The following is a 15,761-nucleotide window of genomic DNA, read 5'->3' on the forward strand; positions in this document are numbered from 1 at the left end:
AAAGGAGAAAAAAATGAAAAAAAGGTTTGGTGTTATTGTTGCAGTATTGTCGTTATTTCTAATCACTGGCTGTGGGGGCAGCAAGGGTGCGAAAACGACGAAGGAAAGTAAAGAATCGGTTGAACAAACAGAAACAAAAGAGACAACAGAAGAAACAGAAGAGGATAAAAGAGAAAGTATCATCGATGAATCAAAATATGAGATAAAAGATGAAAGCGCAGAGACTATTTTGAAGGAAGCGGGCTATACTGTTAAAATTGGAACGCCTGCAACTGATGAATATACAGCAATTGTCTTAGAAAACTTAGAAGACAGAACTGTAATTACTGGAATAATAAACGTTTATGGGCAATTGTTGGATATCGAATATTCCAATCAGGAACAGGGTTTTAAAGATAGAAAAGTTTATTATAATGGCACGTATGAGCATTCATTTATGAGCATTAGCTCGGAAGATGATATGAACGCGATAGAGTCTTATGTGGATAAGGTTCGTTCATTAGGGATGACACTGCCGACCTTTGTAGAATTTGTTCAAAATTTTGGCATGGAAAACAATCCCGAAGCAGCTCCGAAAAGATTTGTTGGGGAAATTCCAGTCTTAAAAGATAAAGTTGGTTCTGCATTCCAAAAAAATAATTATGTGTTTTATACTATTCCTAATGATAAATACTTATTTTTGGACTTAACAAAACGAGAAGAAGGAATTCGACTGAAACTAACAGCGACAGAAAAAGGTCTTTATGAGATAAACTATACAAATTTAGACGAATCTGTAATTGATAACAGACTTTATTATAATGCGCAGCATGAAGGCAGTGATGAAGCCTTAGATGCGTATTTAGGAACATTAAAAGATTTAGGAATCACGGAAAGTGATTTGGAAGAGTTTATTATCGAGTATCGTAAACAAGTAATGGCTTTGAGAGCTGGCGGCACCGCACCAGCAGAAGATGCTACTACAGAAAGCAGTACGCCTAGTGCAGCAGCAGAGCAAAATAATGACAGCACCACTGCAGATAATAGCGGAGTTGTCGCTGCGATAAAGAGAATAGATGCGAAGTATGACGAAATGATTACGAAAGCACAGGGCTATGTAGATAATCCAAGCACGTATAACGATACAGCAAGCTTGACCTTTCTAACAGACTATACCAAGCTGATGGCGGAATATGCAGAATTAGGAAAAGAGATCAATGACGCTGGCGGTACAATATCAGATGCGGACGGCATGACGATGTACACAAACATGTTGACAAAATCAGCAACCTTGGCTGAACTATACGGGAAGCTAGGTACGCAATAAACGAATCAGCTAAACTAAAAATAAGTGGTAGGACGGCCAATTTTTTGGTCGTCCTCCCACTTATTTTTGCAGAAATGAACATCTGCAAGAAAATGATTAATTGCAGCGTGAGTAGGATAAACGGTGGGCGCAGTAGCACATAACCAGCATTGAACTGCGCCGAGTAACCGCAGGAGCACGCGCCAAGCATTGAACTGCGCCGAGTAACCGCAGGAGCACGCGCCAAGCACTGAACTGCGCCGAGTAATCACAGGAGCACGCGCCAAGCACTGAACTGCGCCGAGTAACCGCAGGAGCACGCACAAAGCACTGAACTGCGCCGAGTAACCGCAGGAGCACGCGCCAAGCACTGAACTGCGCCGAGTAATCGCAGGAGCACTCACACAGCACTGAACTGCGCCGAGTAATCGCAGGAGCACGCACAAAGCACTGAACTGCGACGAGTAACCGCAGGAGCAAAACCTTCGGAAACAAGCCGAAATTCACAAAAATTTGAAGAACACCTGGTAGGAATCAGTCAACATCGACTGACTCACATTCGTGTTTCCTGACATTTCCGTGAATTTCTTCTTATTGCTGAGAAACACAGTGAGGAACGAGCTGATGTTAAACAGTACCTATTTGGTTCTCGGAACTAAACGCTTCTGTCCCATCCTCATAGCCAATGCTACAAAGTAAAATTGTATGGATTTGTTTTTGTTGTACTGATATTGTCCCGAATCTTCTTTATAGATTCCACATTCTGATCATAGTTATGGTGCATAACATTCGTATATAAAATATCCATGACGGTTAAATAGCTAATTCTGGATGCCAATGATTCTGTCCGGAAGACGGTCTCCTCAGTCAGTACAATAATTGCTTTGTCTGCTAAGTTGACTAGTTCGGAGCCGCTGTTGCCAGTCAAGGCAATAATCTTTGCAGGCGTCTTTTTAACCTGTCTTGCCAAATTGATAGACTCTTTTGTCTGACCAGAGTGAGAAAAGATGAAGACGCAGTCATCGCTGGTCAGCTTAGTAGCGAACCCCAGCTGCATGTGATAATCGAAGATATAGTTGCAGCGGTACTTGGTTCGGATGAACTTATGGAAGCTGTCAAAAGCAACTATCGTGGAGCCGCCCAAACCGAAAAAATGCAAGGTTTTAGCAGAGTAAATCAAGGCAAGAGCCTCATTAAGCAGCTCCTCCGTAAGAAAATGAATGGAATTGCTTAAGGAATAGATATTTGCTTGTAAAACCTTTTTGGCAATATCGATGCTTGAGTCGTCGGGATGGATATCATCTGCACCAGTCATGTGATTAACATTTTGGAATCCTGGTTGATAATTTGAGTTGCGGGCAACGTCAATTTTGAAATCCTGAAATCCTCCATAGCCGATTTTTTTTACGAACTGATAAATAGATGATTGAGATACACCAATCTCATTTGCCAGTTCTTCTAATGTTTTTCTAGACAAGACCTCGTCTTCATGAGTAAAGTGGTCGGCGATTTTTTGTTCTGTTTCACTCAGCGCTCCCCCTTTAAGTCGTATTCGCTGATCTAAATAGTGATTCTTCATGGTTTCCTCCATTCTAGACTCGCGCCGCTCTTCGAGTCGGTACATAATGAAACAAACGGATGCGACGATCCATGGGAGTGAGAAATCAATAAACGTAAATGAAAGATTGTTCCAGTCATTGGAATAATAGGAACAGAAGCTATCTGTGTATGTGAGTGTGTTTATTATTATTTGTCGGAGATTTAAATTACTACAAGTTTACTAAATTCAGGAAGGCTCTGTAAAGCCTTTACAGTTTTTTATGAAATATTTCAGTTAAAAGTAGGGAAGAATTTAGTTATGAGCATTATTTGGAATAGGCCAATTACAGTATGAAACGTAGAAAATGGCTGAAATTAAAAAAATAATTTTTATTTTTTGAGGATTTTAGAAAAAGAATTTTCATTGTTTTTTAGTGGAAAATGAGCTGAATAGCTGATAAAGAAAATGCACTTAAATAATTCATAATGGAGAACTTGAAAAAGAGAAAAAAGGATTGAATTTTGTTGTTTTTCTACGAAATGTTAAGTGCTACGAGAATAATATAACGTTAAAAAAAGAAAAATCAATTGCATAGTTAGTATTTTCTTTTAGATTAAAGGATAAATTGATGGTTGTCTAAAATAAAAAAACATTAACTTTGTTTTTATAAATTGAATAGAATTGTTTGGTTATTTGCTTTTTCGTAATGAGATGATTTGATAAATAAAAGAATGCAGGAATTTACTTCTGCCAATTTACTTTGTTCTGAAAAAAATGAATGATTGCGCTTACATATGTTGTTATTATTGGATTTTGGTCTTATAATAAAAAATATTTTTTATTAATTGGAAACCTTTACATATTATTTTTTATCAAGTAAGATGTGGGTGTCGGAGGGAGAAAAAGTAAAACGTGTTGAGAGATTTAAATTTTAATAAAATAGACTATTTAGAGTGAATTGGTTCATCAGATTTCTACATGTGAGGTGTTGTCCAGCTGGTGGAATGGACGGGAACTGGTAACAGCTTTTTCACTACAGAAAGGAGGCAGATTAGCTCCTCTATAGGAGTTGTTTCAAAGCAACAGATTTAGATTCCGACAATCATTTCCATCAAGTATAAATACAACGAGTCCAGATACTTTCTCGAATAAAGGCTGCAGCTTCATTCAGATATGAACTTCATTGGACACATTCTAAAAAGAGCAGTTAAAGGAGAGCGAAGGTATGTCGAAATTCAAAATTGCAATTGTTAACTCCAGTAGTTTTGGTAAGGTGTTTCCAGAGCATATGGAACGTTTGGAAAAAATTGGTCTTGTTGCCCATTTCACTGTGGATGGTGAAATCAATGGGCGGGAATTAGCTGAAAAGCTTCAAGGCTATAATATTATTATTGCAAGTGTCACGCCGTTTTTTACTCAGGAGTTTTTTGACCATAAGGATGAACTTATTTTAATTTCACGGCACGGCATTGGCTACAATAACATTGATGTGGAAGCAGCCGAAAAGCATAATACGATTGTAACTATTATTCCAGCTCTTGTTGAACGTGATGCTGTTTCAGAGAACAATGTAACCAATTTGATGACAATTCTACGTCGAACAGTTGAAGCACACCAGAGCGTGAAGGAGGACGACTGGGAGGCCAGAGCCGATTTTGTTGGACGGACACTGTTTAACAAAACTGTGGGCGTTATCGGCGTGGGTAATACCGGCAGTGGAGTAGTGGAAATTGTCCGCAATGGTTTTCGCTGCGAGGTATTGGCTTATGATCCATATAAATCGGAGATGCATATTCAAAGCTTTGGTGCCCGAAAAGTCGAGCTGGATGAACTGTTGGAATCCTCAGATGTCATTTGTCTGTGTGCAAACCTGACTGATGAAAACTATCATATGATTTCTGAAAAAGAAATTGCTAAGATGAAGGACAATGTGTATATCTCCAATAGTGCTCGGGGAGCTTTAGTGAGCGAAGAAGCAATTGTAAGCGGATTAAAATCAGGGAAGATTGCTGGTTTTGCGACAGATGTACTCGAGGAAGAGCCAGGACGTAAGGATCATCCGTATCTTTCAATGAGCAATGTTGTGATGACCCCTCATACCTCTGCTTATACAATGGAATGCTTAGAGGAAATGGGCAAGAAATGCGTTCGTGATGTGGAAGATGTTGCTGCCGGTAAGCTGCCGGAAAGAGCCGTTCAGGCTTACAGCAGCTATATAGCATAGAGAAAACAGGGGGAAAGCTGTATGCTGGATGATTTGAAAGTGAAAATCGGACCGCAGTTCTACCAGTATCATGTGGGCGCAATTAATCGTGTATCGCTGCTGCTGGAGGAATACCATGCTAAAAAAATACTGGTTGTACATGGATCTGTTTCGTGGGAAAAAGCTAAGCCGAAGCTGACATTCTTGAATGAGGAACGCTATTCATTTATTTTCCATCAATATACTGGAGAATGCAGCTACTATGGAGCAGATTTGATTGTAGCACTCAGTAAACAAGAGGAAGTTGATTTTATTATTGGTGTTGGCGGTGGAAAACTGACTGATTTAGTTGGCTATGCAGCACATGTTCTGAACGTGAATTTTGGGGTTATTCCTACATTGGCTAGTAACTGCGCACCATGGACACCGCTTTCGGTGATGTATAAGGAAACTGGGGAAGCAGAAGGAAAGACGGAGCATTTTTTAAGACAGGCTGCTTTTTTGATAACTGATCCAAGTTTAATCATTGATGCACCAGTCGATTATTTTGTTGCCGGTTTAGCTGATACGTTGGCCAAATGGTATGAATCTGATGCAATATTGCAGCAGAAAGACCTGATAAATGAACCATTTTTACAGCTGGCTGGCTTTACATCCAAGCTTTGTAAAGAGGCAATTACTAAGGATTCTGCTCAGGCGATCGAAGATATGAAAAACGGCAAATTGTCTGACTGTTTTGTTCGGTTATCGGAAATTGTCTTCGCTGTTGCGGGAATGGTCGGCGGATTAGGGGATAAATATGCCCGAAATGCTGCAGCACATGCGATGCATGACGGGATGAGTAAGTATATTCCCGAAAGTCATCAGTATCTTCATGGTGAAAAAGTTGCTTATGGGATTTTTTATCAGCTGGCGCTTGAAGAGAAATGGGCAATGATTGATCAGCTGCTGCCGTTTTATCAGGAGCTGAAGCTGCCGATGTCGTTACATCAGATGGGCATTTATCCTGAGGATGAGGCAGTGATTGAGGATATTATTAAATTTATTGATTCGAAAGAAAAGGTTCATCTCATTCCAATAACGATTACTGAAGATACCTTGCGCACAGCAGTGTATCAGCTGGAAGAGTACATTAAAGGGAAGGGATAGAGGGAGGACATATGGAAACATTAAGTGTATTGCAGAGTTTGTTGATTGCATTATGGACAGCAGCTGTTATGTCAAGATGGCTGGGAGGAGGAGCAACCTTAACATTAAGGTTCTCTCCATTGATGACGGGTCTTATTGTCGGTCTGGTAATGGGGAATGTCGCTCAGGCGATGATTGTGACTGCTTCGCTTCAAATGATTTATATGGGCGTTTTTTCACCCGGTGGTTCGATGCCTGCAGAGCCTTCAATCGCTGCGGCGATTGCTGTTCCGGTTGCGTTAATGGGGAATCTTTCTCCCGAAGCGGCCATTGCAGTAGCGGTACCAGTAGGATTGCTAGGCAGCTATTTATATCAATTTAGATTTTTCATCAACACATTTTTAGGAAAATATACGGATAAAGCTGTCGATGACTTGAATCCTAAAGCGATTGCACGTTCAATCATTGTTTATCCGACAATTGCTTCATTCCTGTTGTTTGTACCGCTGGTATTCGTTTCGCTTTACTTCGGTGCTCCAGTTATTGCCGATGTTATTACCGCATTGGAAGGAACCGTAGTGATTCACGTTCTGGAGGTTGTGGGCGGCGGTTTAGCAGCTATCGGAATTGCAACGACTGTTTATGTTATTGGCCGGAAGGACTACATGGTATTCTTCTTCCTTGCCTACTTCATGAGTATCGTGTTGAAGTCATTAGAAGTGACAATGGTTACTTATGCCATCTTCGGTGTACTGATTGCCCTGATTTTTGTACAGTCTCAAAAAGGGAAAAACGTACAAGCGGCAGATGGCGGCGGAGGTACAGCAAGTGCTTCGTTTGATGATGACGACGATGATTATGATGATGGATTTTAATGGGGAGAAGGAGGGAATAAAATGACAGAGATGACAAAAAATACCAACCAGGCACCAGAGGAAATTACGAAAAAAGATGTAACGAAAGCGTATCTTAGATGGCATTTTGCCAATGAGATTCCCCATTCTTTTGAACGTTATCTGGCACCGTCTTTGCTTTATGCAATGATGCCGATTTTAAGAAAGCTATATAAAAATGATGATGCACTAAAGGCAGCATACAAACGTCAGCTGCTATTCTTCAATACTCAGCTTAGCTGGGGCGGTGGAGTAATTACTGGCCTGATGTCTTCGATGGAGCAGCAGAGAGCTCAGGAAGAGCACGATGGCGCAGAAGTGTTGATGCAGGATGATTTAATGTACAATACTAAGGCCGGTTTGATGGGGGCTTTAGCAGGAATCGGTGATGCGATTGACTCAGGAACCGTACAGTATATTTTCATTGCAATCGCTGTGCCGTGGGCAGAACAGGGGAGCGCGTTAGGCGCGTTGTTCCCATTCATCGCTTTTGCTTTGTATCAAGCGATCTTAGGTGTTTTCTTTGCCCGTCAGGCCTTCACGATGGGGCGCAATGCAACAGGGTTGATGCAGAGCTCAGGTGTTCAAAATGCGATTGAAACATTGTCAGTGCTTGGGCTGTTTATGATGGGGATTCTGGCTGGAAACTATGTCAAGGTTGCTTCGACCCTGCAGTTTAAAATATCAGGGCGGGAATTCGTTATACAGGATATACTGGATCAGATTGTTCCCGGGATACTGCCGTTAGCAGTTGTTATGGGCGTTTACTGGTTCTACACTAAGAAGGGTCTGAAGGTAACACAGGCACTGTTATGGCTGACCGGTATTTTGATTGTGCTGGCAGCAGTAGGAATCTTATAAACCAGAGAAGGAAGTGACTAGTAATGGGAGTAGTTAATTTAGCACGTGTGGATGAACGGCTGATACATGGACAGGTAATGATGACTTTATCGCAAAAGAGCGGCGTCAATTCAATCTTCGTAGTAGATGAAGTAGTGGCTAAGGATAAGTTTATGCGTGATTTATATAAGAGCGCCGGCAGCCGAACTGGTCAGAAAACGATTGTGATTACACCGGAAAAGGCAAAATTCTACTGGGATGAATTTAATTTCAAGGAATACAACTGTATTTTGATTACTAAAACAGTTAGTGTTATTTACGATTTAGTTACACATGGCGTACCAATGAAGGAATTGAACATTGGAGGAATTGCGCAAAAAGACCCTGAGAAAGATATTCTGGTAACGAAATCTGTTTATTTAAATAAATCAGATGCGGAAAAGCTGAAGGAAATGAATGAGAAATATGGGGTAGAGAACATCTATTTTCAAGCAACACCATCTGCACCTAAATCAACATTGAAAGATGTTTTGGGTCAGTTCGGTTTATAAAAGGGACAAGTAAAATAGCTGAATGACGGCTGAAAGATCGGGAGGGATGGATACGATGGAACAAAATGAGACATTCAAAGACTGGCTTTTTCGCTACCAGCATATCTATCGTCTGCGCCGCACCAACAAGCAAAAGCAGCGGTTTCTTTCAGCCCTGTTCAAAGATATCGCAGAGGTTAGACAAGATATTCAGGTTATTGAATATCAGAAAAATAAACGGTACATTTCCAGCAATTTATATGTTGGAAATATTGAAAAGGCCGATCGGATTATCTGTACGTATTACGACACGCCGCCGCAAAGTCTAGGCGCCTACTATCTGTTTGACCGCAGACAGCAGCGCAAGGCGACAACCAATTTTATTTTAATCAGTCTGTTCGCTGCGCTAATTGCGGGACTTTTGTTGACTATTGTCTATATGAAAAGCGCAAATGATACCTTTGATTTTCGGTCATTCAGTACACTCTTGGTAGTTGCCGGTTACGGTTTATACTTTTATCTATTGAGTAAGATTGCTAAAGGTCTATCCAACAGAAAAACACTGATTCGCAACAGTTCTTCTATTCTATCAATTTTGACTTTAATTACGGAAATCAGAGATCAGAAAACAGCATTTGCTTTTGTAGATGAAGGCTGCTTTGGCGACGTCGGCTTAGAGGTACTGCAGAGCTCCTGCAGAAAATCAGCGAAGATTTATTATTTGGATTGTGTCGGTGCTGAGGATGAGCTGCATTTTATAGGAAGCAGCATTCCCGAAGCCAGACTAAAGGATTTTATCGTTCAGCCGTCTTCGAATCAAGTTACACATATTTTTAGCGGGAAAACGGAGCATTCAGAACAAGGAGAACGTTATTATCTTGAGAAATCAGTGTTAAACAGCAAGACAATACAGCTAAATAACTTAAAAATAATTAGTAAGTTGTTTAAATAAGAGCAAGGAGGCTACTCAATGCTAGGAATTGTAATTGCAACCCATGGCCAGTTGAGCACTGGGTTAAAGGATGCAGCTGAAGTCATCATGGGGGCAGTTGATAATATTGCAACGGTTAGTTTGAATCCAGGGGATGATATTCAAGAGTTGGGTTTAAATATAAGACAGGCTGTTGACGGTGTGAATCAAGGAGCAGGTGTAATCATTTTAGTAGATTTAGTTAGTGCCAGTCCTTATAATCAGGCAGTATTAACTGCCAATTCTTTGAAGGAGCTGCAGGATTCGCTCTATATTATTGGTGGAGTGAATCTGCCAATGCTGCTTGAAGCAATCAACCACCAGTTGCTGGGCACTTCTGTAGAAGCAGCAGCTCAGGCAATCGCTGCGCAGGGAACTGAAAGCATCAATACATGGCATGTATCAATGGTTGCGACAGAAGAAGATGATGACGAGGATGATTTTTAGGGGCTGTGACATTCGTATGCCTCAATCCCTTAAACCGGGATAAACGGTGTTTCAGAAGTAACTTCTTCGCCTTAGTGCTTGAAGCTGAACACTTCTGTCACAACCTCTTAATAAAAATAGGGTAGATATAAATCTGCTCAAAAAAATAGTGAAGGATGATTCAGAATGAAGTGGGGATTCAGATGGTATGGTGAAAAAGGAGATTCCATCCCATTAAAGCATGTAAAGCAGATTCCAGGGATAAATGGAGTTGTGGGCACACTGTTGAACAAACTGCCCGGAGATGTGTGGGAAATTGAGGAAATTCAGGAACTAAAAGAATCAATTGAAAAAGAAAACCTAGAGTTATTGGGTATTGAAAGTGTCGCTATTCATGACTCGATTAAGGCTGGCGCGCCCGATAGAGATCAATACATCGACAATTATATTCAGACAATTAAAAACCTGTCTCATTGCGGCGTCCATCTGATTTGCTACAGCTTTAAACCGATTTTCGGCTGGGCTAAGACAACGTTGGCACATGAAAATCCAGATGGCAGCTTTTCACTGCTGTATGATCAGGCAGTTGTTGACAATATGGAAGCAAGTGATATGTATAAACTGATTCACAGCCAATCTAAAGGCTTCCGCCTGCCGGGCTGGGAAGAAGAGCGGCTGAACAAGTTTAACAGTCTGGTTAAAATCTATGAAGGTGTCACAGAAGACGATTTATTTGAAAATCTGAAATATTTTCTGATGAAAGTAATTCCGATTTGTGAAGAAAATGATGTGAAGATGGCCATTCATCCGGATGATCCGCCTTGGGAAATCTTTGGTTTTCCGAGAATCACAAAAAATCTGGCAGATTTGCAGCGAATCATGGATATCATCGATTCACCTTACAATGGCATCACCTTCTGTACAGGTTCTTTAGGTGCGGATCCAGCCAATGATTTAGTAGAGATGATCGAGAAGGTCGGCAGCCGCATCAACTTTGTCCATTTCCGGAATGTCGGATTTTTAGGAGAAAAGAAATTTGTTGAAAGTGCTCATTTAAGTACGGAAGGTTCGCTGGATATGTATGCGATTATGAAGGCTCTGATAGATGCCGGCTTCGATGGCGTGATTCGTCCGGACCATGGACGGACTATCTGGGGCGAGCATGCAATGCCGGGTTACGGATTATACGATCGGGCGATTGGTATTTCTTATATGCAGGGACTACATGAGGCAATTACCAAAGCGAAGCTGAATTAGTCTTTTGGTGAATTTTAGCAGCAATTAGGTATATAAACAACAGTCCCTTAGGCGTTCCAAAAGCCTTGGGGACTGAATCAATTAGAGCAGCAGAATATAAAGCATTGGACAAGCGCTGATTAAACTGCTGAACGTAAAGGAAGAGTGCGTATGCTGGCAAATATGAATCATGAAATCTACAAACAGATGGAAGCAGTCCGTTTGCTGCCGCTATATACAGCAACAGACTTAGCCTATCTGGACAAGCTGGAAGAGATTCTGGTTACCAATGAGGTTCGCTTTATTGAAGTAACTTTTCGCAGTAGTCTAGCTGCAGAAGCAATCAAAAAACTGGCAGACTCAGGTGAACTAATTGTGGGTGCCGGAACGGTTAGAACGTTGCAGGAAGCTGAGCTGGCAGCGGCAAACGGAGCGAAGTTTATCGTATCTCCAGCAGTCGTTCCCGAAGTCATTGAGTTTTGTATCAAAGAAGACATTCCGGTATTTCCAGGTACAGCGACACCGGGAGATATTCAAAGAGCGTTAGATTACGGTATTAAGGTAGTCAAGTTTTTCCCAGCTGATATTTATGGCGGCGTGAAGGCAATTAAAGCTTTGAGCGGCCCGTTTTATGATGTGAAATTCCTGCCGACTGGCGGGATTGATCAAACGAATGTATTAGACTACATTGGGAATGACCATGTGATTGCTGTAGGCGGTTCCTTTATTATCTCAGAAGGGGCAATCAAAGAAGATAATGGGGAGACGGCAAATAAAGCACTAAAAGAGCTGGTAGCACAGCTTCGGGAGTATAAAGAAGGGTAAGGAAATGAAGGGCTGAAGAAATCAGTTGTCTTTTTGAAGATAACTGATTTTTGAGGTAAATAGAAAATTAAGTAGGAAATTGTGACAGCTTTTGTATTGGCGGAAACTCATTGAGAGGATTCTGCCAATATTTTTTTGCTAGTAGCGGAATTATATAATTTTTGTGATTGTAAGCGCCCGAACATCAAGGAAAGCAAAGAGTTAAGTTCTAACTTCACGAGCAAGCATTTCTTGCAAACAAGACGAGTCCGCTTTTCTGACTGTGGAGAAGGTGAATAGAGATAAAATAGCAGATACAGTAGATAATTGTACAATATTAGTAGATAATTATTTATAGCGAGTGTTAATTAAAAGGAGGTTCATATGAAAAATAATGTAAAAGTGCTAACGATTGTTTATCTGCTATCTATCTGTTTGCTATTATCTGCTATTTATTTACCTGGCATTCTTTCTCCCCAAGCACAAACGCTTGATTTTAGAGGCTATGTGGAGGAAATACAGCTGGATGAGAAAAAACAACTGATTACAATCAATGCGTCCTATATCAATTCTGAGGCGAAAGCAGAGATTAAGGCATCTACAAAAATTTCATGTAAATACCTAGATGGTCGAGATTTCCCCATCACTAATTTAAAACAAGGAGACATGATTGATTTAGATTATAAAGGAGAATGGGGACTTAATGGAGCAGGTGTGATGCAGGCTGAGGCTAAATGGCTCACTGTGTGTCCAGTGAACTGATTGTCAATGAAAGCAGCTGTTTTTTGAGTGAGAATCCGGTATTAGTAAGGGAAGTCATCTTTGTTTTGCCATTTTATTATGCTGTACTAAATGAGTAAAAAGGTTGAAAAAAACTATTTTATGTTGAAAAAAATTAAAAGGAGTATTAAATATGTTATTCGGAAAAAAGAATCCAGTGACTATTCTGTCTGGAGGGTCGTGGATTTTTCCTAATGCAAAGGACAATGTAGAGCTTTCTGTCGTACGCGGGAAAAATAATATGATTGGTTTCGCTTTTAAATCTTCAGAGAAATTCTTCTATCTTCGTGAAATTATTATGGAGAATATTGGAGCCGATAAAGGGAAAGCACAGATGGCTGGTTCAGCATTTGGAGCAGCAAAATCACTTTTAGGCGGCGGTGGTCTGGGTGACGCTATGATGTCTGCAAAAAGCGGTAAAAAACTAGGAAAGCAATTAGCTGGAGAGTCAACAGCTAAACTAAGATTATTTGACCTGGAAGATAATAATGAATTTCAGGTCTTAATCGAATGCCCGTCAGAAAAACATACAATGCTGTCAAATTATATCGTTGCTGAATAAATAGTTTAGATAGGGATGCTTTATCATGGGGAAAGAGCAGCCGCTAGATATAATGATATGAATCGAGTAATTGAATGTATAAAAGAAGCAGACGGAGCGATAGACAGCCCGTTTGCTTCTTCTTTTTGTTGGTGTTTTTCTATTTAAAAAGACACCAAAAATTTTTTTGATAATGGCGAATCCATAAGGTGCTTATGAGTACTAACAGAGCCAATACTGCTAGATTGACTGGCCAGAATGGCAAATACACAGCCGCAAATCCATAGATAAGTAAAATGATTACACTACCAAAAATAGAACCTAGCATAGTGGCTACTAGCCCAATATTTCCGGAACCTCTATTAAACAGTTGGGTAACACTTGTCCAGTCCAAAAGTAGAAATCGGTAATCTCTGGCGAAAAAACGCAGACAAAGCAGATAGCTTCCCAAAAGTGCCCCTGCCAAAATGGAAATAATAAAAATAGGCGGCAGATGAAAGACAAAGCTGGCAATTAAAGAAATCCCACCTGTTAATAGACTTTGTAGAATTAAACCAACTTGAAATTTTTGCTTCATATACTGACTCATTGAGATAGGTAATGATTGCAAAAAAGTAAAATTTTCTTGATCAAGAGAAATTAGATTGCTGATAAAAGAGGTTTGGTTCACCGTCATGCTGGCTAAAGCAATCCCAGCGACAAATACGACACCAATAAAATTGATGCTGATTGAACTTAAATCCAGCGAGCCGCTGACTGCAAATGTGACAATGAATATCACAGGCATCAGTAAGGAATTTGATAAGACCTGCATGATTAGGTTCGGTTCTTTTAACAACTGCATGTTATAGCTGATGAACAACTGCTTCAGATTTTGATTTTCTTTATGCTTCCGCTGTCTATTACTGGTTGCTGAAGAAGCATCTGTCAGTTGTTCATATAGTTTAGGTAGAATGAACAAATAGATAGCCCCTAGCAAGGCCAGGAAAATAGCTAATAATCCGACAAAGCTGATAAGTCCAGCCGATGAAAATGGTGCAGAAATAATGTGAAAGACCGGCATCAGCACTGCAATTGGTGATCGGTCCATTTGTTCGCCGCCGGAGTAAGAGCTTTGACCGTTCATCAGTAAAATACCAACAACTGCAATTGTCATTGAAATTCCCAGCAACAGACTGGTCACTACTTTTTTATTTTTTTTGAAAAATTTGGTTCTGGTTAAGCCGAAAACAATGAGGCTGCATAGAGCAAAAACGGTTGCTAGAATCAGGCAGAAAACGAGTAAAGCCAGCAGCAATGTTAACGGTAGAAAAATTCCTGCACGAAAGCCAGTCAATAGAAACACAACAAACATTGGTAAAACAAAAGGAACTACGGTTAAGGTGACGACTAGAATTTTCGAAAGAAAAATAGTACTTTGCTGAAAAGGAAGCGGCAGATAGGCCGGCAAATCCTGACTTTCAAAAAAGACATTATAAATAACAGAAATTCCCTGTGAAAAAGCCAGAATACTGAATAAGGCTACGTAATATGTGAAAAAACCGGGCAGTTTACTTAAATCCAGCATAAACATCGTTGCGCCGTAGATAAAGAGGAATAAGACACCTGATAATAAATATTGATTGATGATGGATCGTGTCAGTTCTTTACCACTTTTCCCTTTGTTGCGCAAACGATTCGTTACTTGCGGGTTTGCATAGCGTAAGTTTACCCGAGTCAACTCAAAGAGCTGCAATTTATTCATAGGAATCACCTTCGATATCTGCTAAAATTTGCGCATCAGCCTGGCGCCCAGCCATTTTCAAATAGATGGATTCTAGTGATTCATTAGGCGATTGTGCTAATAGATTTTCGACAGAGCCGTTATAGATTAGCTCTCCCTTTTTCAAAATCGCCAGCTCATCACATAATTGTTGTGCGGTATCCAAGGCATGTGTAGAAAAAATTACAGTTTTGCCTTTTTTCGCATGAGCTTTCATCATTTCTTTTAAGTCAAAGGCTGCCTGAGGGTCTAAGCCCTGTAGCGGCTCATCTAAAATCCAAATATCAGGATCAGCTAGCAAAGCACCAATAATAATGGTTTTTTGACGCATACCATGAGAAAAGCCGGCAATTGTTTCATTTTGATGATTTGTCATATCAAATAAGGCTGCTAGCTCACTTAAGCGCTCTTGCTTTTTCGCTTTTTCGATTTCATAGGCAGCGCTGATTAAATCCCAGTATTCTCCAGCAGTTAACTGAAGAAAAATATCCGGGGTATCTGGGACATAAGCAATTTTTTTCTTGATTGTCTGACGATTTGCTGCAAGCTCTAGCCCATCGACTGTAATTGTTCCGCTGGAGGGCTGAATGATACTGACCAGACTTTTTATAGTCGTTGATTTTCCAGCACCGTTGTGACCAAGAAAACCAAAAATTTCACCTGGCTTAATCGTTAAGCTTAAATCTTTTAATGCTTGTTTTGCTTCATAATTTTTACTGACATTTACCAATTCAATCATAAATTTCCCACCTTTTCTTTTTCCTGTTGTTTACTATTGTACTCCAGCTGATTTTACAAAAAAATACTTTTTGAAAATTTTCTT

The 15,761-nt window shown here is 40.2% G+C and carries 15 protein-coding genes; 12 read left to right on the plus strand and 3 right to left on the minus strand.

Annotation, left to right across the window (positions count from 1 at the left end; genetic code table 11):
• The first annotated feature begins 13 nt into the window (after nucleotides 1-13).
• Nucleotides 14-1,306, plus strand: coding sequence for a hypothetical protein (locus ACYSNQ_RS12370; protein WP_426083793.1), 1,293 nt, complete (start codon nucleotides 14-16; stop codon nucleotides 1,304-1,306).
• A gap of 667 nt (nucleotides 1,307-1,973) precedes the next feature.
• Here ACYSNQ_RS12370 and ACYSNQ_RS12375 read toward each other — a convergent pair.
• A complete protein-coding gene (locus ACYSNQ_RS12375; protein ID WP_426083795.1) occupies nucleotides 1,974-2,864 on the minus strand; it encodes a MurR/RpiR family transcriptional regulator in 891 nt (296 codons plus the stop codon).
• Between the two features lie 1,186 nt (nucleotides 2,865-4,050).
• Between ACYSNQ_RS12375 and ACYSNQ_RS12380 the strand changes: the two genes are divergently transcribed.
• The 11 genes from ACYSNQ_RS12380 to ACYSNQ_RS12430 all read left to right on the plus strand — a co-directional run bounded on the left by ACYSNQ_RS12380 (nucleotide 4,051) and on the right by ACYSNQ_RS12430 (nucleotide 13,197).
• Nucleotides 4,051-5,049: a D-isomer specific 2-hydroxyacid dehydrogenase family protein gene (locus tag ACYSNQ_RS12380; protein WP_426083797.1), complete on the plus strand. Its 999-nt coding sequence runs from the start codon at nucleotides 4,051-4,053 to the stop codon at nucleotides 5,047-5,049.
• A 21-nt stretch (nucleotides 5,050-5,070) separates the two neighbouring features.
• Nucleotides 5,071-6,177, plus strand: coding sequence for an iron-containing alcohol dehydrogenase family protein (locus ACYSNQ_RS12385; RefSeq protein WP_426083799.1), 1,107 nt, complete (start codon nucleotides 5,071-5,073; stop codon nucleotides 6,175-6,177).
• Between the two features lie 11 nt (nucleotides 6,178-6,188).
• Entirely contained in the window at nucleotides 6,189-7,031 is an 843-nt protein-coding gene (locus ACYSNQ_RS12390; RefSeq protein WP_426083801.1) for a PTS mannose/fructose/sorbose/N-acetylgalactosamine transporter subunit IIC, read from the plus strand.
• A gap of 21 nt (nucleotides 7,032-7,052) precedes the next feature.
• Nucleotides 7,053-7,910 (plus strand): PTS system mannose/fructose/sorbose family transporter subunit IID, encoded by an 858-nt coding sequence (locus tag ACYSNQ_RS12395; RefSeq protein ID WP_426083803.1) that lies wholly within the window; start codon nucleotides 7,053-7,055, stop codon nucleotides 7,908-7,910.
• Between the two features lie 23 nt (nucleotides 7,911-7,933).
• Nucleotides 7,934-8,440 carry a PTS system mannose/fructose/N-acetylgalactosamine-transporter subunit IIB gene (locus ACYSNQ_RS12400; RefSeq protein ID WP_426083805.1) on the plus strand — a complete coding sequence of 169 codons (507 nt, stop codon included), beginning with the start codon at nucleotides 7,934-7,936 and terminating at the stop codon, nucleotides 8,438-8,440.
• Between the two features lie 55 nt (nucleotides 8,441-8,495).
• Nucleotides 8,496-9,371, plus strand: coding sequence for a hypothetical protein (locus tag ACYSNQ_RS12405; protein ID WP_426083807.1), 876 nt, complete (start codon nucleotides 8,496-8,498; stop codon nucleotides 9,369-9,371).
• Nucleotides 9,372-9,389: 18 nt separating this feature from the next.
• A complete protein-coding gene (locus ACYSNQ_RS12410) occupies nucleotides 9,390-9,836 on the plus strand; it encodes a PTS sugar transporter subunit IIA (protein WP_426083809.1) in 447 nt (148 codons plus the stop codon).
• Nucleotides 9,837-10,001: 165 nt separating this feature from the next.
• Entirely contained in the window at nucleotides 10,002-11,072 is a 1,071-nt protein-coding gene (gene uxuA / locus ACYSNQ_RS12415; RefSeq protein WP_426083811.1) for a mannonate dehydratase, read from the plus strand.
• Nucleotides 11,073-11,222: 150 nt separating this feature from the next.
• A complete protein-coding gene (locus tag ACYSNQ_RS12420; protein ID WP_426083813.1) occupies nucleotides 11,223-11,876 on the plus strand; it encodes a bifunctional 4-hydroxy-2-oxoglutarate aldolase/2-dehydro-3-deoxy-phosphogluconate aldolase in 654 nt (217 codons plus the stop codon).
• Nucleotides 11,877-12,239: 363 nt separating this feature from the next.
• Entirely contained in the window at nucleotides 12,240-12,617 is a 378-nt protein-coding gene (locus ACYSNQ_RS12425) for a hypothetical protein (RefSeq protein ID WP_426083815.1), read from the plus strand.
• Between the two features lie 151 nt (nucleotides 12,618-12,768).
• The gene (locus ACYSNQ_RS12430; RefSeq protein ID WP_426083817.1) at nucleotides 12,769-13,197 is read left to right on the plus strand and encodes a hypothetical protein; all 429 of its coding nucleotides are present in this window, start codon (nucleotides 12,769-12,771) and stop codon (nucleotides 13,195-13,197) included.
• 139 nt (nucleotides 13,198-13,336) lie between these two features.
• Here ACYSNQ_RS12430 and ACYSNQ_RS12435 read toward each other — a convergent pair whose 3' ends face one another.
• Both ACYSNQ_RS12435 and ACYSNQ_RS12440 read right to left on the minus strand, forming a co-directional pair.
• Entirely contained in the window at nucleotides 13,337-14,920 is a 1,584-nt protein-coding gene (locus ACYSNQ_RS12435) for an ABC transporter (protein ID WP_426083819.1), read from the minus strand.
• Nucleotides 14,913-15,677 carry an ABC transporter ATP-binding protein gene (locus ACYSNQ_RS12440; RefSeq protein ID WP_426083821.1) on the minus strand — a complete coding sequence of 255 codons (765 nt, stop codon included), beginning with the start codon at nucleotides 15,675-15,677 and terminating at the stop codon, nucleotides 14,913-14,915. Before ACYSNQ_RS12440 ends, ACYSNQ_RS12435 begins: the two co-directional genes overlap by 8 nt.
• Between the last annotated feature and the right edge of the window lie 84 nt (nucleotides 15,678-15,761).

It is taken from the genome of Enterococcus sp. LJL51 (assembly GCF_054871795.1).